The organism is Streptomyces sp. CA-106110 (assembly GCF_050936285.1).
Lineage (GTDB): Bacteria > Actinomycetota > Actinomycetes > Streptomycetales > Streptomycetaceae > Streptomyces.
Genome location: NZ_JBNJNB010000001.1, coordinates 5061217 through 5081849 on the forward strand (window position 1 = coordinate 5061217; position 20633 = coordinate 5081849).

Sequence of the window (20633 nt, forward strand, 5' to 3'; positions counted from 1 at the left end):
GGGCGTTCCGCGCCATGACTCTCAAGGAACTCCAAAGCGCCCACGGACCCGCCGCCGGTGCCGCCGCGGATACTGGTGGACATGACCGTCAACGAGGCAGCGCACGAGGGGGCCACGGTCCTCGTCGTCGAGGACGAGGAGAGCATCGCGGACGTCCTCGCCATCGCCTTGCGCTACCACCGCTTCCAGGTGATGACCGCGGGCACCGTCCGCGAGGCGCTGGCGCTCGCCGAGCGCACCCGGCCCGACGCGGCCCTGCTGGACGTGATGCTGCCGGACGGCGACGGCCGTGCGCTCGGCCGCGAACTGCGCGCCCGGCGGCCGGATCTCGCGCTGGTCTTCGTCTCCGCGCGCGACGCGCCCGCGGAGATCGTCGGCGCCCTCGGCTTCGGCGACGACTACATCACCAAACCGTTCAACATAGACGAGGTGATCGCCCGGGTACGGGCCGTGCTGCGCCGAACCCGCCCCGCCGACGTCCTGCCGCAGCGCCCGCCGCTGCGCTACGGCGACCTGGAGCTGGACGAGACGACGTACTCGGTGCACCGGGCGGGCCGCACGGTCGAGCTGACCCCCACCGAGTACGCGCTGCTGCGCTTCCTGGTGCGCAACGGCGGGCGGATCGTGCCCAAGGAGCAGTTGCTGCGGCATGTGTGGCAGTACGAGCACACGCCGCCGGAGTCGACGGTCGTCGAGACCTACATCAGCTATCTGCGCCGCAAACTCGAGGTGCTCGGCCCGCCGGTGATCACCACGCGCCGCGGTGTCGGATACGGACTGGCATGAGGCTGCGCACGCTGCTCCCGGCGCCTCGGCCCCGAGGCGTCCGCTCCCTGCGGGGCAAGCTGACGCGGGCGAACGTGGGCCTCCTTGCGCTCGGCATCGTCGCCGCGACGGCCATCAGCCTGATGGGCATGCGGCACTACGTGCTCGGGCAGATCGACACCGAACTGACCAAGTCCCGTGACTCGCTCACCCGTTCGCACCTGACGCTGCGGGAGATCGACTCGCTCAGCGCGGTGGCGGTCGTCCGCGACCGGCTGCTGCCGCACAGCCGCGGCGACTCCCCGAACCCGGACACCGTCTTCGCGGCCGTCGACCGGCACGGCGCGGTGCTCGGCGTCGCCGGTCTGAAGCCGACCGCCGCCCAGGAGGCGCTGGCCTCCGCCGTCCACGACCCGGCCTCCCTCACCAAGGAGCCGCAGCCGCGCGACATCCAGCTCGGCGGCGACCCGTACCGGGTGACCGGAGCACGGCTCGCCGACGGCACATACGTCCTGCTCGCCCGGTCGACCGGTGTCCTGCACACGGGCATCGCCAAGGCGCTCAAGCTCGATCTCGCCGTCGGGACCCTGCTGCTCGCCCTGCTCGCCGCGCTAACGATGATCAGTGTGAGCCGACGGATGCGGCCGCTGGAGGACATGGTGGAGACGTCGTCGGCGATCGCGGAGGGCGATCTGACCCGGCGCGTGCCCTCCAGCAGGGAGACGTCCCTGGAGGTCGAACAACTGCGCACCGCCCTCAACTCCATGCTCCACCAGGTGGAGTCGGCGTACCGGACGCGTGAGCGGAGCGCAGCCCAGCTGCGCCGCTTCGTCGCGGACGCCTCCCACGAGCTGCGCACCCCGCTGTCGGCGATACGCGGCTATCTCCAGCTGTACGACAAGGGCATGCTGACCGATCCGCAGGAGCGCAAGCGGTCGTGGGAGCGGATGATGGCCGAGGCGGACCGCATGGGCCGCCTCGTGGACGAGCTCCTCACCCTGGCACGCCTCGACCAGCGGCCCGAACTCCGCTTCCGGAACGTCGACGTGAACCGCCTGGTGCGGGACGCGGCGGAGGACCTGCGGGCCCAGCAGCCGGACCGTCCGGTGACCGTGGACGCGGAGGGCGCGCTGCTGGTGCGGGCCGACGAATCGGGGCTGCGGCAGGTGCTCGGCAACCTGGTGGCCAACGTCCGCGTCCACACGCCCGCCGACGTGCCGGTACGGCTCGGTCTGGAGCGGGAGGACGGTGTGGTGCGGCTGTGTGTGGCGGACAAGGGACCCGGGCTGGCGGAGGAGGACGCGGCGCGGATCTTCGACCGCTTCTTCCGCGCGGGCCGGGGCGCGGGCAGCGGGCTCGGCATGGCGATCGTGCAGGGCGTCGTGGCGGCGCACCACGGCGAGGTGTCGGTGCGCACGGCGCCGGGCGAGGGCCTGGCGGTGACGGTGACTCTCCCGGCGCGGGCATCCGACCATGGTCACGGGTGAGCGCCCGGACCCCTCGGTGCACCGCGGCGGCTCACCCGTCCCGGACCACCAGCGCCCACACCGTCTTCCCGTGGCGCCCCCGGCTCCATACGCCCCAGGCCGCCGCGATGTGCTCCACGAGGTGCAGGCCGCGGCCGGTCTCGGCCAGGTCGTCGGCGACCCTCAGGCGGGGTCCGGTCCGGCCCTCGTCCGACACCTCTATGAAGCAGGAGCCGTCGGCAAGGGCGGTGACCGCCACCTCGAACTCCTGCTCGTGATGCGGTCCGTGGCGCACGACGTTCGTGGCCAGCTCGGAGACCAGCAGCAGCGCCGCGTCCAGGGCCAGATCCCCCGGTACGTGTCCCCAGTCGGCCAGGTGGTCGCGCACCCGGCGCCGGGCGAGGCCGACGGACGCCGGGTGGCGGGGCAGCCGGAAGGAGTTGCGTCTGACCACATCCGCTCCTCACCCCGCCCACCCCTCGTCAACACATGGTGGTGGGTGAGGGTGGGCGCCCGCTGTCACTCCCGCGGATTCGCCTCCGCGGGACCGCGCCGGCCGACGGCTCCGGTCCGGCCGCCGTGCGTCAGATCCAGCCGAGCCGCCAGAGGCGGAAGACCCCGGTGCCGTCCGACAGGTACTGTCCGCCGCCGACGTCCTCGCTGGTGACCACGTACTCCTTGCGCTGCCACAGCGGGATCAGGGGGACGTCCTGCGCCACGATCTTCTGGATCTGCTTGAAGTCGTCGGCGGCCCGGCTGCGGTCCGAGTACCGCTGGCTGTCCAGGATCAGGTCGTCGACGGCCTGGCTGCTGTAGCCGTTCTTCATGCTGTTGCCGGTACCGATGAGCGGAGTGGTGAAGGTGTCCGGGTCGGGGAAGTCGGCGACCCAGCCGACCGCGTAGGCGTCGAGCTCGCCGTTCGCGTACCGCTTCTGGAAGTCGGTCCACTCATAACCGTGGAGGTCCACCGCGAACAGCCCGGTCGCCTCCAGCTGCTTCTTGAGCTCGGCGGCCTCCTCGGCGGCGGCGCCGCGGCCCTTGCCGTACCCGTACGTGAAGTGGACGGGCACGTGCGCGCCCGCAGCGGTGAGCAGGGCGCGGGCCTTGCTGATGTCGCGCTCGGCGTAGGCGTCGAAGAACGAGGTGGTGTGCCCGGTGATACCGGCCGGAATGAGCGAGTACAGCGGGTCGGTGGTGCCGTCGTACACCTTGCCGACCAGTTCCTCGCGGTTGATCACCATGGCGATGGCCTGGCGGACGCGGACGTCGTGCAGCGGCGAGTGGGCTCCGGTGTTCAGGACCAGATTGCGGATCTCGGCGCTGTCGGCCTCGCTGACGCGCTGGTCGGGGTCGCTCGGCGAGAGGCCGGCGAGCATGGAGGGCGGCAGCTGGCGGGTGGCCACGTCGACCTCCTTCGCCTTCCATGCCGTCAGCAGGGCGGCCGGATCGGGGTAGTAGCGCATCAGGATGGGCTTGCCCGTGCCGTTGATGTCGCCCCGGTAGTGCAGGTTCGGCGTGAGGGTGGCCGACTTGTCCTTCGTGTACTGCGTGAGGGTGTACGGCCCGGTCCCGTCGGCCCCGGTATCGGTGCGCAGCGCGTTCTTCGGGTACTTCGTGCTGTCGACGATCGAACCGGCTCCGGTGGCCACCTTGAACGGGAACGTCGCGTCCGGCGACGACAGATGGAAGGTGACGTTGAGGCCCTGCGCGTCGACCGAGCCGAGGGTGTCGAGCAGGGTCGCGGGGCCGACGTCCGAGTTGATGCGCTTGACCCGGTCGAAGGAGTACTTGACGTCCTCGGCCGTCATGGTGCGGCCGCTCGGGAACGTCAGTCCCTTGCGGAGCGTGCAGCGGTACGTCGTCAGGTCCGTCCCCATGAAGGAGCAGCTCTCGGCGGCGTCCGGCACGGGTTCCACACCGTCGGACTCGAAAGTCAGCAGTGACTGGAAGACACCACTGAACAAAGCCCAGGACCCGGCGTCGTAGGCCCCCGCAGGATCGAGCGAGGTGACGGCGTCCGTCGTCCCGACCGTAATCGTCCTGTTGGTGTTCTCCTTGGCCGGCAGCAGCTGCCACCCGCCCACTCCCACGCCCGCCAGTACCAGCACAGTCGCGAGAATCCGCATGCGAACCGATCGCATCGGCGCCCCTCCCCAGGCCCTCAGCGCATGCCACTCCCCGGTGGCGCGGATTACCTAATCACAGGTGTTTCACGTGAGGGAAGGGAGATCCGTCGAGATGCAAAAGAACTTGACGGGCGGTTGCTTCCATCAGGTTTCGGCCACGGTTCACGCATTCTCCAGCTGGATTGGCCCCGGAAGCCCACAGCGCCACCCGGCGGGCACGGGCCCGGTGGCACCAGGTGCGTTGCCCGAGCAACGCCGCATACGAAATCGCGATCTCGGCATCCTGGCACATCTTCCCAGGGGGGCGACTTTCAGCCCGGTGGAAACGTTTCTCCATTCGGCGTCGAATTCATCCTGCCGTTGATAGCGGGCGCAATCGCCAAGACCGGTAAGGCCAAGGGGACCGCGGCACGGCCCCTTCCCGGTCGTGGGAAGGGCCGCGCGATCACGTCCGTCACGCCTGCTTCGAGGCCAGTTCCACGATCGTGATGTCCGAGGGCGCGCCCACCCGTGTCGGCGGCCCCCAGGCGCCCGCTCCCCGGGACACGTACAACTGCGTGTCGCCGTAGCGGTCCAGGCCCGCGAGGGTCGGGTTGGCTGCGGCCGCGACGAAGTTGCCCGGCCAGAGCTGGCCGCCATGGGTGTGGCCGGAGAGCTGGAGGTCCACCTGGTGTTTCACGGCCTCGTGGATCTGGACCGGCTGATGGGCGAGGAGCACCACGGCGCGTGAGGTGTCGCGGCCGCCGAGCGCCTTGGTGAAGTCGGGGCCCTCGCCCTCGCTCTCACCCGCCAGGTCGTTCACCCCGGCCAGGTCGAACGCGGGCAGTTCCGTGCGCGCGTTCTCCAGCGGATGCAGGCCGAGCCGGCGTACCTCCTCCAGCCACGCGTCCGCGCCGGAGAAGTACTCGTGGTTCCCGGTGACGAAGTAGCTGCCGTGGCGCGCCTTCAGCCCGGACAGCGGCGCCGCCGCCGGGCCCAGGTCCTTCACGCTGCCGTCGACCAGGTCGCCGACGACCGCGATCAGGTCCGGCTGGGTCGAGTTGATCGTGTCCACCACACGCTGCGCGAAGCCCCGGCCCAGGACCGGGCCGAGGTGGATGTCGCTCACGACGGCGATGCGGAAACCGTGGGCGGCGCGCGGGAGTTTGGCCAGCGGAATGGTGACGCGTTTCACAGCGGGGCCGCGGAGGACCCCGTAGGTGCCGTAGCCCACCGTGCTCACCGCGGCGGCGGCCACCGCGCCGCCGACCACCCGGGAGACGAGGAGGCGGCGCGAGACGACGGCGGGAACGGGCGAAGAGGTGGCCTCCGGTTCGTGGTCCGTCGCCGCCGTCCCCGCGGATACCGGTACGGGCGTCGGGGCCGTCTCCCGCGTCGGCACCCGCCGGTGCGCGAACGCGCGCACCAACAGCGGTCGTACGAGTTCGCCCGCGAGCAGCGCGAGCAGCAGGTAGAGCGACAGGGCCAGCCACAGGAAACCCGGCCATCCCAGGGCACGCTGGAGCCAGAAGGGAGCGCCCGCGCGCTCGGTGACCAGGGCCGCGACGGCCAGTACCGGCCCGGCGACGAGCACCGCGGTGCCGAGGCGCCGGGCCGGGCCCGGGCCTCGTGTCGTGTCGCGGACCAGCCGGCGCCACGCGTACCAGTGCAGCGCCGCGAACGCGGTGAGGACGGTCAGGGCGATGAGCACGAAGACGAAGACGGCCACCGTGTTCGCGTCCCGCGCTATGACGTTCGCCGCAACGCGCGCAGTCCGCGCAACCCGATGACCCCGACGACAGTCCCCAAGACAAAGGAGACGACGGCGAGCGTCAAGTGCACCCAGAAGTACGCCGTCGGGTTCCCCGCGTCGTCGAACGCGAGTCCACTGCCGTCCTTCCACAGGTTCTTGACGAAAGTGATCCAGATGACCCAGCTCCACACCCCGAAGGCGAGCAGGAACCAGGAAATGGGGCGGCTGAGCTTCATACGTCCAGTATCGCCGCTCTTGGCCCGGCGCTCGCTCGGGGGTGGGCGGCTTCGGCCGGGACCGGGCGGGACTTCCCGTCCCGCACCCGGTACTTTCGCGATCGTGTTCGCCTTGAAGAAGATCGCCGGGCGCCGCGCGGCGCTCGCCTCCGCAGCCGTGTTGTCCTTCTCGCTCACCGCACCCGCGACCGCCGTCGCGGCCACACAGAGCCCGTCGGCGTCCGTCACACCCCCGGCCGTGATGTCGGCCGTCGGCGGCGCGTCGCTCGCCAAGCCCGGAACGCAGGTGAACCTCGGCGGCGGTGCCCCGGTGCTCCCGAAGGACCTGACCGGGCGCTCCTGGATCGTCGCCGACGCCGAGTCCGGTGAGGTCCTGGCCGCCCACAACGCGCACTGGCGGCTCCCTCCGGCGAGCACCCTGAAGATGCTGTTCGCCGACACCGTGCTGCCCAGGTTCCCCCGGAACGAGACACACAAGGTGGCCCCCACGGACCTGGCCGGCATGGGCGCCGGCTCCAGCATGGTCGGGATAAAGGAGGGCGAGACCTATACGGTCCACGACCTGTGGCTCGGCGTCTTCCTTCGCTCCGGCAACGACGCGGTGCACGTGCTGGCCGCGATGAACCACGGTGTCGCCCGGACTGTCGAGGACATGCAGGCCCACGCCGAGGAACTCCAGGCCCTCGACACCCACGTGGTCAGCCCGGACGGCTACGACGCCCCGGGACAGGTCTCGTCCGCCTACGACCTCACGCTGTTCGCCCGCTCGGGGCTGCAGAAGAAGGACTTCAGGGAGTACTGCTCGACGGTGCGGGCGAAGTTCCCCGGCGAGACGACCACGAAGGGCCACAAGAAGACCCGTGGGTCCTTCGAGATCCAGAACACCAACCGGCTGATGTCCGGGGACAGCGACATGACGCCCTACCGCGGCATCGCGGGCGTGAAGAACGGCAACACCACCAACGCGGGCGCGACATTCACGGGCGTCGCCGAACGAGGCGGCAGGGTGCTCCTCGTCACGGTCATGAACCCGGAGAAGAAGGACCACAACGAGGTCTACAAGGAGACCGCCCAGCTCTTCGACTGGGGATTCGCCGCGGCCGGCAAGGTGACACCGGTGGGTGAGCTCGTCGCCCCGAAGGACGCGCAGGTGCAGTCGAGGCCCGGCACCACTCCGTCGGCCACCCCCGCGGACGGGGAATCGACCAAACCGGTGGCCGCCACGGTGACGCCGAACGGCTCCAGCGGCGTCGGGACCGCGCTCGCCATCACCGGCGGCGTCCTGGTGCTGCTCGCGGCGGGCGTGTACCTGGTCAACCGCCGCTGGCCGCTGCCTGATCTGGTGCGTCGCCGGGCGCGTCCCTGACCTCCTCGGCCCCGTTGTGCTGCGTCGCCGTCCAGGCGGCGCAGAACAGCACGAGTTTCGAGGTGAAGTTGATCCACAGCAGGAGCGCGACCGGCACCCCGAAGGCGCCGTACATGCTCTTCGAGGCCACGCCCTGGATGTAGCCGCTGAGCAGCAGCTTGAGCAACTCGAAGCCGACCGAGCCGATCAGGGCGGCGGTCAGCAGCCGGTGGCGCGGCGGTTCCACGCCGGGCAGCAGGGTGAGGACGTAGAGGAGGACCAGGAAGTCGGCGAGGACGGCGACGAGGAAGGCGGCGATCCGCAGCAGGAGGCTGCCCCAGCCGCCCTTGTCGAGGCCCATCTGCCCGGCGATCCAGTCGACCAGCGCGGAGGCGACGGTGGACGTGGCGATGGTGACCAGGATCGCGCCGCCCAGGCCGACGAGCACCACCGCGTCCTTGACCTTGGCCAGCACCGGGTTCTCCGCGCCCTCGGGCAGCTCCCACACCGCCCGCAGGCAGTCCCGCACCTGGCCGACCCAGCCGATGCCGATGAAGAACAGCGTGGCACCGGCGATGAACCCGACGGTGCCGGCGTTCGCGACCAGAGCGTGGATGTCGAGCTGGTCGGAGATCCCGGGGACCTGCTCGGCGATCTTGCTCTGCAGCTTGTTCTGCTGGGCCACGCTGAGCGTCGCGGCGCTGATCGCGGCGGCGACGGTGAGCAGCGGGAAGAGTGCCACGAAGCTGACGAACGTCATCGCCGCGGCGAGACGGCTCCACTTCACCCGGTCGAGGCGTTCATAGCAACGCCAGGCGTGCGTGGTCATGAGCCGCGTCACGATCGGCCCGATACCGGGGAGCTTCTTCAGCCAGTCCACGATCTGACTCTCCCCTCGTCCCCCTCTACCAGTCCTCGAGTACCCCCTCAGCCGCGGATACGGCATCCCCGGTCCGCCACGGCTGGTCATCCACTCGGTGAGGAGCCACACCGAGTGGAGACATCCGTACCGCCGTGCCCCTTTTACGGCGATACGGTCACGGTCATGCCTTCCCACAAGGACGCCTTCAGCTCCCCGAAGTCCCTGCTGATCCTCGGCGGCACGTCCGGGATCGCTTTGGCCACCGCACGCCGCCTCATCGCCCGGCGCGCCCGCACCGTCTGGCTGGCCGGACGCCCCTCCCCCGAGCTCGACCGGGCCGCCGAGCACCTGCGGGAGCTCGGTGCCGACACCCGTACCGTCGCCTTCGACGCCCTCGACCCGGAGGGGCACGAGGCCGCTCTCGGCAAGGTGTTCACCGAGGACCACGTCGACATGGTCCTCCTCGCGTTCGGCGTGCTCGGCGACCAGGCCACCGACGAGCGCGACCCGGTGGCCGCGGCCCGCGTCGCGCAGACCAACTACACGGGCGCGGTCTCGGCGGGCCTGGTGTGCGCCCGCGCCCTCCAGGAGCAGGGCCGCGGCTCGCTGGTCGTGCTGTCGTCGGTCGCCGCCGAGCGCGCCCGCCGCACGGACTTCATCTACGGCTCCAGCAAGGCGGGGCTGGACACGTTCACCCAGGGCCTGGGCGACGCGCTGTACGGCACCGGTGTGCACGTCATGGTCGTGCGCCCCGGTTCCGTCCACCGGCGCGGCACACGGGCCCGGGACGCGGGACCTTTGGCCACGACGCCGGAGGAGGTGGCCGCGGCGATCGAGCTGGGGCTGCGCCGGCGGTCGGAGGTGGTGTGGGTGCCGGGGACGCTGCGGCTGGTGATGTCGGCGCTGCGGCTCGTGCCGCGGACGCTGTTCAGGCGGCTGCCGATTCAGTAACGCGGGACCCGGGAGCGCCCGGGTCGTGTGTTCGGCTCGCGTCGTCCGCCCGAAGGGCGACGACCGGGCCTAGGGAAGCGGCAGGGTGGCGTCCTGCGTCGGTGCGCCCGCCTGCGGTGGCACCGTCGCGCCCCCGAAGGCGAACTCCCTCAGCTTGCGCCAGACACCGTCCGGGCCCTGCTCGTACAGCGCGAAGCCCGTGCACGGCCAGCCGGCCTCGTAGCCGACGAGCTCCTCGTACGCCCGGTCCATCGCCGCCTCGTCGATGCCGTGCGCCACCGTGACGTGCGGGTGGTACGGGAAGAGCAGCTCGCGCGCCACCGGCCCGGAGGCGTCGCGGACCTGCTTCTGCAGCCATGTGCACGCCTCGGAGCCCTCGACGACCCGGACGTAGACCACGGGGGACAGGGGCCGGAACGTGCCCGTGCCGCACAGCCGCATGCGGAAGGGGCGTGCGGCGGCGGCGACCTCGAGGAGGTGGTCCTCGATCGCGGGCACCTCGGAGGCGTCGACCTCCGTGGGCGGCAGCAGGGTGACGTGTGTGGGGATGCCGTGAGCCGCGGCGTCGCCGAAGCCCGCGCGCAGCTCCTGGAGGTGGCTGCCCTGAGGCTCCGGGACCGCGATCGACACACCGATCGTTACGGTCCCCACGTCGTCTCCTGTCGTCGTGTCGGTGTGCGGGACGAGCTGCCGCTGCGGTGTCCGCCCCCTCCGACTGTACGGCCACGACCATGCCGTCGGGCAGGCGCGGACGGAGTGGAGTGCAGCACCTCCAGGGCGCGCCGGGGCCCGGCACGGGTCGCGGCGGTGGCGGTCAGTGCTTCGCGGGCAGGAAGCCCACCCTCTCGTACGCCTGGGAGAGGGTCTCCGCGGCGACGGCGCGTGCCTTCTCCGCGCCCTTGGCCAGGATCGAGTCCAGCGTCTCGGGGTCGTCCAGGTACTGCTGGGTGCGGTCCCGGAACGGCGTCACGAAGTCGACCATGACCTCGGCGAGGTCCGTCTTGAGGGCGCCGTAGCCCTTGCCCTCGTACCTCTGCTCCAGCTCCTCGATCCCGGTTCCGGTGAGGGTGGAGTAGATGGTCAGCAGGTTGCTGACACCGGGCTTCTCCTGCGTGTCGTACCGGATCACCGTGTCCGTGTCGGTGACCGCGCTCTTGACCTTCTTGGCGGTCGTCTTCGGATCGTCCAGCAGGTTGACGAGCCCCTTCGGCGTGGACGCCGACTTGCTCATCTTGATCGACGGGTCCTGCAGGTCGTAGATCTTCGCCGTCTCCTTGAGGATGTACGGCCGCGGGACGGTGAAGGTCTCGCCGAAGCGGCCGTTGAAGCGCTCGGCCAGGTCGCGGGTCAGCTCGATGTGCTGGCGCTGGTCCTCGCCGACCGGGACCTCGTTGGCCTGGTACAGCAGGATGTCGGCGACCTGCAGCACGGGGTACGTGAACAGGCCGACGCTGGTCCGGTCGGCGCCCTGCTTGGCGGACTTGTCCTTGAACTGCGTCATACGGCTGGCCTCGCCGAAACCGGTGAGGCAGTTCATGACCCAGGCGAGCTGGGCGTGCTCGGGGACATGGCTCTGGACGAAGAGCGTGCAGCGCTCCGGGTCGAGCCCCGCCGCCAGCAGCTGGGCGGCCGCCAGGCGGGTGTTGGCGCGCAGCTCCTTCGGGTCCTGCGGGACGGTGATCGCGTGCAGGTCGACGACCATGTAGAACGCGTCGTGGCTCTCCTGCAGGGCCACCCACTGGCGGACGGCGCCGAGGTAGTTGCCGAGGTGGAACGAGCCGGCGGTGGGCTGGATTCCGGAGAGCACGCGAGGACGCTGCATGGCGGAGCCGTTCCCCTGCGGGTTGTGGTGGGAGCCGTGCGGGCTGTCAGAGGCCATGCCCACCATTCTCTCAGGTTCGGGGGGCCGGTCCGGAACTGGTGGGCAACAGGTGTGCCCCCGGTGCGTCCCTGCGGTGTAACCCCGGCGGTGTAAAAGGAGTCATGACGATGGAGGGGGTCCGCGTGCAGGGGCTCGGCAGGCTGGTGGCGGCGCTCGCGGTGGCGGTCACGGCACTGACGGGAGCCGCCGCACCGGCGCGGGCCGTGAGCAAGGACATCCCCGATCTGGCGCTCGTCGTGGCGAACGGCACCGGCCGTATGACCACACTGCGCTCGGGGGACCGGGACTTCGTGCTGCTGTGGCAGCTCCTGGCCCCGACGGAGACCAGGACCGAGCGGGTACCGGACGCATGGGCCCAGGGGAGCTACCCGCGGGTGCGGGCCACCGTGACGTGGGCGCTGACCGGGATCGGGGGGTGGCCGTACACCACCCGGGCGCCCGGGGGCGACGTGGCCGTCGAGCGGCAGGACCAGGTGTTCCTCGCCGAGGACGGGACGGCGTGGGTGCGGTCGGATCCGGCCCCCGACGTCGCCGACGACGACATCAGATGGCACCGGGCGCCGCGGTCGGTCTTCGACCGGCTGGAGAAAGCCGGGCTGCTGGAGCCGTCCAGGACCGCCGCCGGGGACGGCTCCTCGGCAGACCTGCGCTGGGCGGGCGCGGGGCTCGGAGCGGGACTGGCGCTGGGGTCCGTCGCCACGCTCGTCGCGGTACGGCGTACGGCGGCCCGGCGGGAGGCCGGGCCGCCGCGGCACGAGCTCATCGATCTCGGCGAGCTCCGGTGACCGACGCCGTCAGGTAGGCCGCGGGCCGTCCGTGGCCGGCGGCGCGGGTCCCCGCGCCGCCGGCCGGCGTCCGGTCAGCCGAGGTCGATCTCCGGGTACAGCGGGAAGTCCGTCAGCAGGTCGCTCGCGCGGTGCGCCACCTCGTCCGCGATCTTCAGGTCCAGGACGTGCTGGGCCTTCGACGGGGTGCCCTTGCCCGTGGTACCGGGGACGGCGGTCGTCAGGACACGGTCGATCAGGGCGGCGATCTCGTCCATCTCCGCCGTTCCCAGACCGCGGGTGGTGAGCGCGGGCGTGCCGACGCGAATGCCGGAGGTGTACCAGGCGCCGTTCGGGTCGGCCGGGATGGCGTTGCGGTTGGTGACGATGCCCGACTCCAGCAGGGCCGCTTCCGCCTGGCGGCCGGTGAGGCCGTAGGACGAGGCCACGTCGATCAGGTTCAGGTGGTTGTCCGTGCCGCCGGTCACGAGCGTGGCGCCGCGGCGCGTCAGGCCTTCGGCCAGGGCGCGGGAGTTGTCGACGATCCGCTGGGCGTAGTCGCGGAAGGACTCCTGGCGGGCCTCCGCCAGGGCGACGGCCTTCGCGGCCATCACGTGCGGGAGCGGACCGCCCAGCACCATCGGGCAGCCGCGGTCGACCTGGTCCCGGAGGGAGTCGTCGCACAGGACCATGCCGCCGCGCGGGCCGCGCAGCGACTTGTGGGTGGTGGTCGTCACGATCTGGGCGTGCGGGATCGGGTCGAAGTCGCCGGTCAGGACCTTGCCCGCGACCAGGCCCGCGAAGTGCGCCATGTCGACCATGAGCGTCGCGCCGACCTCGTCGGCGATCTCACGCATGATCCGGAAGTCGATCAGCCGGGGGTAGGCCGAGTAGCCCGCCACGATGATCAGCGGCTTGAACTCGCGCGCCGACGCGCGCAGCGCCTCGTAGTCGATCAGGCCGGTGGCCGGGTCGGTGCCGTAGGAGCGCTGGTCGAACATCTTGCCGGAGATGTTCGGGCGGAAGCCGTGGGTGAGGTGGCCGCCCGCGTCCAGGGACATACCGAGCATGCGCTGATTGCCGAAGGCGCGGCGCAGTTCGGCCCAGTCCTCCTCGGAGAGCTCGTTGACCTGGCGGACGCCCGCCTTCTCCAGGGCGGGCATCTCGACACGCTGGGCGAGGACGGCCCAGAAGGCGACCAGGTTGGCGTCGATGCCGGAGTGCGGCTGTACGTAGGCGTGGCGGGCGCCGAAGAGCTCCTTGGCGTGCTCGGCGGCGAGCGACTCGACGGTGTCGACGTTGCGGCAGCCGGCGTAGAAGCGGCGGCCGATGGTGCCCTCGGCGTACTTGTCGCTGAACCAGTTGCCCATCGCCAGCAGCGTGGCCGGAGAGGCGTAGTTCTCGGAGGCGATCAGCTTGAGCATCTCGCGCTGGTCGGCGACTTCCTGGCCGATGGCGTCGGCGACCCGCGGCTCGACGGCACGGATCACGTCGAGGGCGGAGCGGAAGGCGGTGGACTCGGTGGTCAAAGGCTGCTCTGGCATGTCGGCCTCCGGTGCGGCGTGGCTACAAGCGTTCACGGTTCACGGTCGGCCCAGGCGCACGGCACTCGCTTGCATCCGGGCCGCTCCCCGATGGTCGGTCCCATCCCAGCGCGCCAGTCACGGCCCGCGGTCAGCCTACCGGGCATGTGCCACGGCCCGGTTCCCGCGTCCACCATGCGAGCGACGATAGGAGAGGCAGCACACAGCCCCGTACGGCCGGAAGGGGAGCCACCGTGAGCACGACAGAAGCCATGGTCGCCGCGGCCGAGGCGCACACCGCGCACATCTACCATCCTCTCCCGGTCGTGGTGGCGACGGCGGAGGGTGCCTGGATGACGGATGTCGAGGGACGCCGCTATCTGGATCTGCTCGCCGGCTATTCGGCGCTGAACTTCGGCCACTGCAACCGGCGGCTGATCGACGCGGCCAGGGCGCAGCTGGAGCGGGTGACGCTGACCTCGCGGGCGTTCCACCACGACCGGTTCGGGGCGTTCTGCGAGCAGCTGGCCGAGCTGTGCGGCATGGAGATGGTGCTGCCGATGAACACGGGCGCCGAGGCGGTGGAGACGGCCGTCAAGACGGCCCGCAAGTGGGGTTACCGGGTCAAGGGCGTGCCCGCCGGGATGGCGAAGATCGTGGTCGCGGGCAACAACTTCCACGGCCGTACGACGACGGTCATCAGTTTCTCCACCGACCCGCAGGCACGCGCGGACTTCGGCCCGTACACACCGGGCTTCGAGATCGTGCCGTACGGGGACATGACCGCGATGCGCGCGGCGGTGACGGAGAACACCGTGGCGGTGCTGCTGGAGCCCATCCAGGGAGAGGCGGGGGTGCTGGTACCGCCGGCCGGGTATCTGCCGGCGGTGCGCGAGCTGACCCGGGAACGGAACGTGCTCTTCGTCGCCGACGAGATCCAGTCGGGGCTCGGCCGGACCGGACGGACGTTCGCGTGCGAGCACGAAGGCGTCGTACCGGATGTGTACGTGCTCGGGAAGGCCCTCGGCGGGGGGATCGTGCCGGTGTCGGCGGTGGTGTCCAGCGCCGAGGTGCTCGGGGTGTTCCGGCCGGGCGAGCACGGCTCGACCTTCGGCGGCAACCCGCTGGCCTGCGCGGTGGCCCTCGAGGTGATGGCGATGCTGCGGTCCGGCGAGTACCAGGCGCGGGCGGCGGAGCTGGGCGTGCATCTGCACCGCGAGCTGGGCACGCTGACCGCCTCGGGCCGGGTCACCGGGGTCCGTGGGCGGGGGTTGTGGGCGGGCGTGGACATCCACCCGGACTGCGGCACGGCACGCGAGGTCTGCGAGAAGCTGATGGACCGGGGTGTCCTGGTGAAGGACACCCATCAGTCCACGATCCGGATCGCCCCGCCCCTCGTCATCACCGAGGAGGACCTTGACTGGGGGCTCGGCCGGTTGCGGGAGGTCCTGGACGTCTGAGGCCGGCCCTCACAGGATCACGTGCGGCAGGAAGCGCGCGTACTCGTCCGTGACCAGGCCGGAGGACTCCCGGATGCCGAGCCCCGCCGACTCGTCCTCGACGACCCAGGCGCCGAGGACGACACGGTTGCCGTCGAAGGACGGCAGGGGTGCCAGCTCCTGGTAGCAGCAGGCGTCCTCGCGCACGGGGACCGGAGCACCCGGCTCGTGAACCGTCACCCCCTCCCCCTCGCGGCCGAGGAGCGGCTTGGCGACGTAGCCCGTGGTGTGCGCCAGCTCCCGCGGCCCGTCGAGGTAGGCGGGAAGCAGGTTCGGGTGGCCCGGATACAGCTCCCAGAGGATCGCGAGGAGCGCCTTGTTGCTGAGCAGCATCTTCCAGGCGGGCTCGATCCACAGCGTGCTGCCCGTGCCGCCGCCGTTGTCGAGGCTGTCCAGGACGTGTCCCGCGAAGCGGTCCGTGGTGAGCCACTCCCAGGGATACAGCTTGAAGCAGCTGCGGATGAAGCGGAGCTGGTTGTCGACGAAGCGCTCCGACAGCGGGTCCCAGCCGATCTCCTCCATGGAGATCCATTCGGTGCCGAGCCCGGCCTGTTCGGCGGTCTCCTTCAGGTACGCCACCGTCATCAGGTCCTCGCCGAGTTCGTCGGCGGCGGAGTGGGCGAAGTAGAGCGGGCTGCCGGGCGGGAGGAGGGCGGCCTGCTTCTTCCAGGCGGCGATCAGCCGCTCGTGCAGGGAGTTCCACTGGTCGCCGTCCGGGAACCGCTCCTCCATCCAGAACCACTGGGGCGAGGCGGCCTCGACCAGCGACGTGGGCGTGTCGGCGTTATACTCCAGCAGCTTCGCCGGACCCGTGCCGTCGTAGCGCAGGTCGAACCGGCCGTACACGGACGGCAGTTCGGCCCGGCGGTGCCAGGCCTCGGCGACCGCACGGGCGACGCGCGGATCGGTGATGCCGAGGTCGGCGAAACGGTCCGCGGCGACGATGTGTCCGGCGGCGGCCAGGCACATGTCGTGCAGCTCCTCGACGACCTCCTCCAGCGCCTCCGCCTCGGGAAGGGTGAAGACGTAGTACGCGCTCTCGTCCCAGTACGGACGAAGCGAGTCGTCCGGGTAGCGGGTGAGCGGGTAGATGAGTCCCTGCGCCTCGACGGTCTGCTGCCAGCCGGGGCGGGGCTCGATGGTACGGCGCTCCACGGTCCGCTCAGCCGCCGCTCTTGCCGTGGCTGCCGAAGCCGCCGCGGTCGACGCCGCCGTGGCTGCCGCCGCTGGAGCCACCGGAGCCCTTGCCGGGCTTGGTGAAGGAACCGCCGTTGACGAAGCCGCTCTTCTTCTTGCCGCCGTAGTACCAGGAACCGTGCCCGGACGTCTTGACGGACGTGCAGTTCTTGTCGGACACGACCTTGTAGCCCTTGCCGAGGGTGTAGCTGTCGCGGTCGACGCAACGCTTGTCCGGGGCCGAGGAGCAGGCGGTGAGGGCGGCGGCGAGAAGTCCCATGCCGCCGAGGACGACCGTGCCCGAGCGCAGTTGCCGGCGTGTGTCCGCCATTTCGTGTTCCCCCGTCGGGTGAGACTTCGTTGAGACGTCGGTGAGAGGTTTTCGGGCAACAGACTAGAGAGCGTCAATCTGGTGTTCGAGCGCGCCCCGGCCGTGACACCGTCCCCTACAGTCACTTTGTGTTCTTTGGAATGGTGTGCGCGCTCGGTGCGGCGGTCTGCTTCGGTACGGCGACCGTGCTGCAGGCGGTCGCGGCACGAACGGCAGGCACCGGTGGGGGCGGGGACGCGGCGCTGCTGCTGCGGGCCCTCAAGCAGTGGCGGTATCTGGCGGGGCTCGCGCTGGACGGGATCGGCTTCCTGCTGCAGATCGCCGCGCTGCGGTCCCTTCCGATCTACGCGGTGGGCGCGGCCCTCGCGTCCAGCCTCGCGGTGACGGCGGTGGTCGCGGCCCGGCTGCTGCGGGTGCGACTGACCTCGAGCGAGTGGGCGGCGGTCGCCGTGGTGTGCGCGGGCCTTGCGATGCTCGGCCTGGCGTCCGGGGCGGAAGGCGGCCAGGACGGATCCACGGACCTGAAGTACGCGATGCTGGCGACGGCGGTGGCCGTGCTGCTGCTCGGACTCGCCGGAGGGCGTCTGCCGGGGCGGGGACGGGCGCTGGTGCTGGGCCTCGGCGCCGGGTTCGGGTTCGGGGTGGTCGAGGTGGCCGTTCGGCTGATCGGTTCGCTGGCGCCCGGATCGCTGCTCACGAATCCGGCGACGTACGCGCTGCTGCTGGGCGGCGGGGCGGCCTTCCTGCTGCTGACGACGGCGCTGGAGCGGGGTTCGGTGACGGTGGCGACCGCGGGCATGGTCGTGGGCGAGACCGTGGGGCCCGCCGCGATCGGGGTGGTGTGGCTGGGCGACCGCACCCGCGAGGGGCTGACCTGGCTGGCGGTGCTGGGATTCGTGGTGGCGGTCGCGGGGGCACTGGCGCTGGCGCGGTTCGGGGAGGCCCCGGTCGCGGAGGGGTGAGCAGCCGGGCACCCGTCCGGACCGGACGCCCGGTCCGGACGGCCTACGGCAGCACCCTGCACAACGCGTTCAGCGCCTCCGCCCACCCGTGGTCGGGCGGTGTCCCGTAGCCGACGACCAGGGCGTCGGGCGGCTCGGCACTGGCTCCTTCGTGGCGGAAGCGGTGCAGGCCTTGCACCGCCAGGCCCTGCCACGCCGCCGCATGGACCACGCTCTGCTCGGTGCCTGGCGGAAGCCGCAGGACCGCGTGCAGACCCGCCGCGATGCCCGTGACGCGCACATCGGGGGCGTGGGCCGCGACGGCCCGGACCAGCGCGTCGCGGCGGCGGCGGTAGCGCAGCCGGGCGGCGCGTACATGCCGGTCGTAGGCACCCGACACGATGAACTCCGCCAGGGTCAGCTGGTCCAGCACGCCGCAGGTGTCGGTGGGGCCCTTCGCCGCGCAGGCCTCCTCCGCGAGCGCCGGCGGCAGCACCATCCAGCCCAGGCGCAGCCCGGGAGCGAGGGACTTGCTGGTGGTGCCCAGATACACCACATGGTCGGGGTCCAGGCCCTGCAGCGCCCCGCCCGGCCGGCGGTCGTAGCGGAACTCGCCGTCGTAGTCGTCCTCCAGGATCAGCCCCCCGGTGCGGCGCGCCCAGTCCACGACGGCCGCCCGCCGCTCGGGGTGCAGCGGCACACCCATCGGGAACTGGTGGGCGGGAGTGAGCAGCACGGCGCCCGCGTCCGCCAGCCCCTCCACGCTCGTGCCGAGCCCGTCGAACGGCAGGGGCCGGCTGTGCAGCCCGGCGGCCGCCAGCAACTCCCAGTGGACGTCGAGTCCGTACGACTCGACGGCGACCGTACGGACGCCGCGCGCCCTGAGCACCGCGCCGAGGATCTGCAGCCCCTGCCCGAAGCCCGCGCACACCAGGATGCGGTCGGGGTCGGCGCGCACACCGCGCGCCCGGGACAGGTACTCCGCGAGCGCGGTGCGCAGTTCGGCGAGGCCGCGCGGGTCGCCGTAACCGAGGGCCCGGTTCGGCGCCGCCGTCAGGGCGCGGCGGGCGGCCCTGAGCCACTCGGCGCGCGGGAACGAGGCGACGTCCGGCCTGCCGGGCTGCAGATCGTGGGCCGGACTCCGGACTGCGCGGGGACGGGTCGCGGCGGGTGCGGTCCCGGGCCCGGGCGAGGTGCGCTCGGCCACCAGGGTGCCCGAGCCCTGGCGTGCGGTGAGCCAGCCCTCGGCCACCAGGTCGGCGTACGCGTCGGCGACCGTGTTGCGCGCGATCCCCAGGTCGGCGGCGAGCGAGCGGGAGGAGGGCAGCCGGGTGCCGGGCGCCAGCCGCCCGGAACGGACCGCCTCCCGCAGCGCCTTCGTCAGCCCCTTGCGCAGACCCGGCCCGGTCGGCTCGACATGCAGATCGAACCCCAGAGTGGCCCAAGGTTTCCCCATGGAAATGGACCATACTCCTGGGCTGCTCCGCTCCTAAGGTCGGAGATATGACGACGAACGACTACGCCGCCGAACACACCCCCCGCATGAACTGGGCCAAGCACGCCCCCGAGGTCTACCGGGCGATGGTCCGGCTCGACGCGGCCGCCGGGCAGGGTCTGGACCCCACGCTGCGCGAGCTGGTCAAGATCCGCACGTCTCAGCTCAACCACTGCGCCTTCTGCCTGGACATGCACACCAAGGACGCGCTCGCGGCGGGCGAGAGCGTCGAGCGGATCGTCCAGCTCAGCGCGTGGGAGGAGTCGCGGCACTTCTACACGGAGAAGGAGGCCGCGGCGCTGGAGCTGACCGACGCCGTCACGGTGCTGACGGACGGGTTCGTGCCGGACGAGGTCTACGAGCGCGCCGCCAAGCACTTCGACGAGGCGGAGCTGGCCCACCTGATCGCCTCGATCACGGTGATCAACGCGTGGAACCGGTTCGGTGTGACGACCCGCGCGGTGCCGGGCCACTACACGCCGGGCCAGTACAGCTGACGGAGCGCACGACGCATACCGCGGGCCTCCGCACCGGGGCTTGAGCCGCCGGGTGCCTCACGGCGAGGCACCCGGCGTCATGCTAGTGGGACAGCCACGCCTTCCATGTGGAGGTGTGGCCGTCCACCCATTCCTTGGCCGCCTGCTCCGGGGTCAGCTTCCGGTCGGCGATCATCAGGGCGACCTCGTTCTGGTCCTCGGTCGTCCAGTTGAACTTCTTCAGGAAGTCGGCCGCCCTGCCGCCGCTCCCGGCGAAGTCCGCGTTCAGGTACTTCTGCAGCGGCGTGTGCGGATAGGCGCAGGCGACCTTCGCCGCGTCCGCGTCGCAGCCCTCCTTGTACGGCGGCAGCTTCACCTCGGTCATCGGGACCTTCTTGAACAGCCACTGCGGCGCGTACCAGTACGTCAGGAAGGGCTTCTTCTCCTTGGCGAACTGCCTGATCTGCGTGATCTGCGCCGCCTCCGAGCCCGCGAAGATCACCTGGTAGTCCAGCTTCAGGTTCTTCACCAGCGCCTTGTCGTTGGTGACGTAGGACGGCGAGCCGTCCATCAGCTGGCCCTTGCCGCCGCTCTCCGCGGTGCGGAAGAGGCTCGCGTACTTGTCGAGGTTCTTCCAGTCGGTGATGTCCGGGTGCTGCTCGGCGAGGTAGGTCGGGACGTACCAGCCGATGTGGCCGGTGACCCCGAGGCCGCCGCCGTGCACGATCGTCTTCTTGTCCTCGACGTACCGCGTCTCCTGGTCGGGGTGGCCCCAGTCCTCCAGGATCGCGTCGACCCGGCCCTGGCTGAGGGCGTCCCAGGCAGGGATCTCGTCGACCTGGACGGTGTCCACGCGGTAGCCGAGCTCGTGCTCGAGGAGGTACTGGGCCACGGCGACGTTCGCCTGCGCGCCCACCCACGACTGCACGGACAGGGTCACCGTCTTCGAGCCGCGCGCAGCCGCGAACGGCGAGGCCTGCTTGGTCATGTCGGCGGCACCGCAGCCGGTGGTCAGCGTCAGCACGGCCAGGGCCGTGGTGATCGTCGTACGGGTACGGGGCAT

Annotated in this window: 20 protein-coding genes and 1 riboswitch; of the genes, 8 read left to right on the top strand and 12 right to left on the bottom strand. The window is 71.3% G+C overall.

The genetic code is table 11. The features are described from left to right. Positions 1 to 81 precede the first annotated feature (81 nt). Positions 82 to 786 carry a response regulator transcription factor gene (locus ACQEXA_RS23215; RefSeq protein WP_432931693.1) on the top strand — a complete coding sequence of 235 codons (705 nt, stop codon included), beginning with the start codon at positions 82 to 84 and terminating at the stop codon, positions 784 to 786. Beyond that, positions 783 to 2252 (top strand): ATP-binding protein, encoded by a 1470-nt coding sequence (locus ACQEXA_RS23220; RefSeq protein WP_432931691.1) that lies wholly within the window; start codon positions 783 to 785, stop codon positions 2250 to 2252. The genes ACQEXA_RS23215 and ACQEXA_RS23220 overlap by 4 nt, the downstream gene beginning before the upstream one ends. A 31-nt stretch (positions 2253 to 2283) precedes the next feature. Here ACQEXA_RS23220 and ACQEXA_RS23225 read toward each other — a convergent pair whose 3' ends face one another. The 4 genes from ACQEXA_RS23225 to ACQEXA_RS23240 form a co-directional block, all read right to left on the bottom strand. Beyond that, positions 2284 to 2685: an ATP-binding protein gene (locus tag ACQEXA_RS23225; protein ID WP_432931689.1), complete on the bottom strand. Its 402-nt coding sequence runs from the start codon at positions 2683 to 2685 to the stop codon at positions 2284 to 2286. A gap of 130 nt (positions 2686 to 2815) precedes the next feature. Continuing rightward, positions 2816 to 4372, bottom strand: a complete 1557-nt coding sequence (locus ACQEXA_RS23230) for an ABC transporter substrate-binding protein (RefSeq protein ID WP_432931687.1) — start codon at positions 4370 to 4372, stop codon at positions 2816 to 2818. A 439-nt stretch (positions 4373 to 4811) separates the two neighbouring features. Then, positions 4812 to 6065, bottom strand: a complete 1254-nt coding sequence (locus tag ACQEXA_RS23235; RefSeq protein ID WP_433130892.1) for a metallophosphoesterase — start codon at positions 6063 to 6065, stop codon at positions 4812 to 4814. A 17-nt stretch (positions 6066 to 6082) separates the two neighbouring features. Beyond that, positions 6083 to 6325: an SCO4848 family membrane protein gene (locus ACQEXA_RS23240; protein WP_432931685.1), complete on the bottom strand. Its 243-nt coding sequence runs from the start codon at positions 6323 to 6325 to the stop codon at positions 6083 to 6085. 103 nt (positions 6326 to 6428) lie between these two features. Between ACQEXA_RS23240 and ACQEXA_RS23245 the strand changes: the two genes are divergently transcribed. Further along, on the top strand, positions 6429 to 7691 hold the full coding sequence (locus tag ACQEXA_RS23245; protein ID WP_432931683.1) for a D-alanyl-D-alanine carboxypeptidase family protein: 1263 nt from the start codon (positions 6429 to 6431) through the stop codon (positions 7689 to 7691). On the opposite strand, the gene ACQEXA_RS23250 is transcribed toward ACQEXA_RS23245, so the two are convergent. Continuing rightward, positions 7639 to 8550 carry a YihY/virulence factor BrkB family protein gene (locus ACQEXA_RS23250; protein WP_360998131.1) on the bottom strand — a complete coding sequence of 304 codons (912 nt, stop codon included), beginning with the start codon at positions 8548 to 8550 and terminating at the stop codon, positions 7639 to 7641. The genes ACQEXA_RS23245 and ACQEXA_RS23250 overlap by 53 nt on opposite strands. A 165-nt stretch (positions 8551 to 8715) precedes the next feature. Here ACQEXA_RS23250 and ACQEXA_RS23255 point away from each other — a divergent pair, with 165 nt between their 5' ends. Beyond that, on the top strand, positions 8716 to 9483 hold the full coding sequence (locus ACQEXA_RS23255; RefSeq protein ID WP_432931681.1) for an SDR family NAD(P)-dependent oxidoreductase: 768 nt from the start codon (positions 8716 to 8718) through the stop codon (positions 9481 to 9483). Between the two features lie 69 nt (positions 9484 to 9552). Here the strand turns inward: ACQEXA_RS23255 and ACQEXA_RS23260 are convergent, their stop codons facing one another. Next, the gene (locus ACQEXA_RS23260) at positions 9553 to 10134 is read right to left on the bottom strand and encodes a 2'-5' RNA ligase family protein (protein WP_433130894.1); all 582 of its coding nucleotides are present in this window, start codon (positions 10132 to 10134) and stop codon (positions 9553 to 9555) included. Between the two features lie 163 nt (positions 10135 to 10297). Continuing rightward, the gene (gene trpS, locus ACQEXA_RS23265; protein WP_432939469.1) at positions 10298 to 11305 is read right to left on the bottom strand and encodes a tryptophan--tRNA ligase; all 1008 of its coding nucleotides are present in this window, start codon (positions 11303 to 11305) and stop codon (positions 10298 to 10300) included. A gap of 167 nt (positions 11306 to 11472) precedes the next feature. Here trpS and ACQEXA_RS23270 point away from each other — a divergent pair, with 167 nt between their 5' ends. After that, positions 11473 to 12150 carry a hypothetical protein gene (locus ACQEXA_RS23270; protein WP_432939467.1) on the top strand — a complete coding sequence of 226 codons (678 nt, stop codon included), beginning with the start codon at positions 11473 to 11475 and terminating at the stop codon, positions 12148 to 12150. A gap of 74 nt (positions 12151 to 12224) precedes the next feature. Here ACQEXA_RS23270 and ACQEXA_RS23275 read toward each other — a convergent pair whose 3' ends face one another. Beyond that, entirely contained in the window at positions 12225 to 13673 is a 1449-nt protein-coding gene (locus ACQEXA_RS23275) for a glycine hydroxymethyltransferase (RefSeq protein WP_432931677.1), read from the bottom strand. Positions 13674 to 13714: 41 nt separating this feature from the next. Then, positions 13715 to 13804, bottom strand: a riboswitch (ZMP/ZTP riboswitch). Positions 13805 to 13906: 102 nt separating this feature from the next. Here ACQEXA_RS23275 and rocD point away from each other — a divergent pair. Further along, complete coding sequence (rocD, locus tag ACQEXA_RS23280; RefSeq protein WP_432931675.1) at positions 13907 to 15112, top strand: ornithine--oxo-acid transaminase; 1206 nt, start codon at positions 13907 to 13909, stop codon at positions 15110 to 15112. Positions 15113 to 15121: 9 nt separating this feature from the next. Here the strand turns inward: rocD and ACQEXA_RS23285 are convergent, their stop codons facing one another. Both ACQEXA_RS23285 and ACQEXA_RS23290 read right to left on the bottom strand, forming a co-directional pair. Then, a complete protein-coding gene (locus tag ACQEXA_RS23285; protein ID WP_432931673.1) occupies positions 15122 to 16306 on the bottom strand; it encodes a glutathionylspermidine synthase family protein in 1185 nt (394 codons plus the stop codon). Between the two features lie 7 nt (positions 16307 to 16313). Continuing rightward, positions 16314 to 16658: a hypothetical protein gene (locus tag ACQEXA_RS23290; RefSeq protein WP_359393882.1), complete on the bottom strand. Its 345-nt coding sequence runs from the start codon at positions 16656 to 16658 to the stop codon at positions 16314 to 16316. Positions 16659 to 16798: 140 nt separating this feature from the next. On the opposite strand from ACQEXA_RS23290, the gene ACQEXA_RS23295 reads away from it, so the two are divergent. After that, a complete protein-coding gene (locus ACQEXA_RS23295) occupies positions 16799 to 17620 on the top strand; it encodes a hypothetical protein (protein ID WP_432939465.1) in 822 nt (273 codons plus the stop codon). A gap of 43 nt (positions 17621 to 17663) precedes the next feature. Here ACQEXA_RS23295 and ACQEXA_RS23300 read toward each other — a convergent pair whose 3' ends face one another. Further along, positions 17664 to 19055 carry a PLP-dependent aminotransferase family protein gene (locus tag ACQEXA_RS23300; RefSeq protein WP_433130896.1) on the bottom strand — a complete coding sequence of 464 codons (1392 nt, stop codon included), beginning with the start codon at positions 19053 to 19055 and terminating at the stop codon, positions 17664 to 17666. Positions 19056 to 19102: 47 nt separating this feature from the next. Here ACQEXA_RS23300 and ACQEXA_RS23305 point away from each other — a divergent pair, with 47 nt between their 5' ends. Further along, complete coding sequence (locus ACQEXA_RS23305) at positions 19103 to 19591, top strand: carboxymuconolactone decarboxylase family protein (protein ID WP_432931669.1); 489 nt, start codon at positions 19103 to 19105, stop codon at positions 19589 to 19591. Positions 19592 to 19673: 82 nt separating this feature from the next. Here ACQEXA_RS23305 and ACQEXA_RS23310 read toward each other — a convergent pair whose 3' ends face one another. Next, positions 19674 to 20633, bottom strand: coding sequence for an ABC transporter substrate-binding protein (locus ACQEXA_RS23310; RefSeq protein ID WP_432931667.1), 960 nt, complete (start codon positions 20631 to 20633; stop codon positions 19674 to 19676).

Bases quoted from the DNA above. Each gene is read 5' to 3' on its own strand.
- trpS (WP_432939469.1), bottom strand. From the start codon at position 11,305: ATGCAGCGTCCTCGCGTGCTCTCCGGAATCCAGCCCACCGCCGGCTCG.
- ACQEXA_RS23275 (WP_432931677.1), bottom strand. From the start codon at position 13,673: ATGCCAGAGCAGCCTTTGACCACCGAGTCCACCGCCTTCCGCTCCGCC.
- ACQEXA_RS23270 (WP_432939467.1), top strand. From the start codon at position 11,473: ATGGAGGGGGTCCGCGTGCAGGGGCTCGGCAGGCTGGTGGCGGCGCTC.
- ACQEXA_RS23310 (WP_432931667.1), bottom strand. From the start codon at position 20,633: ATGCCCCGTACCCGTACGACGATCACCACGGCCCTGGCCGTGCTGACG.
- ACQEXA_RS23300 (WP_433130896.1), bottom strand. From the start codon at position 19,055: ATGGGGAAACCTTGGGCCACTCTGGGGTTCGATCTGCATGTCGAGCCG.
- ACQEXA_RS23220 (WP_432931691.1), top strand. From the start codon at position 783: ATGAGGCTGCGCACGCTGCTCCCGGCGCCTCGGCCCCGAGGCGTCCGC.
- ACQEXA_RS23230 (WP_432931687.1), bottom strand. From the start codon at position 4,372: ATGCGATCGGTTCGCATGCGGATTCTCGCGACTGTGCTGGTACTGGCG.
- ACQEXA_RS23295 (WP_432939465.1), top strand. From the start codon at position 16,799: ATGGTGTGCGCGCTCGGTGCGGCGGTCTGCTTCGGTACGGCGACCGTG.
- ACQEXA_RS23240 (WP_432931685.1), bottom strand. From the start codon at position 6,325: ATGAAGCTCAGCCGCCCCATTTCCTGGTTCCTGCTCGCCTTCGGGGTG.
- ACQEXA_RS23215 (WP_432931693.1), top strand. From the start codon at position 82: ATGACCGTCAACGAGGCAGCGCACGAGGGGGCCACGGTCCTCGTCGTC.
- ACQEXA_RS23255 (WP_432931681.1), top strand. From the start codon at position 8,716: ATGCCTTCCCACAAGGACGCCTTCAGCTCCCCGAAGTCCCTGCTGATC.
- ACQEXA_RS23305 (WP_432931669.1), top strand. From the start codon at position 19,103: ATGACGACGAACGACTACGCCGCCGAACACACCCCCCGCATGAACTGG.
- ACQEXA_RS23290 (WP_359393882.1), bottom strand. From the start codon at position 16,658: ATGGCGGACACACGCCGGCAACTGCGCTCGGGCACGGTCGTCCTCGGC.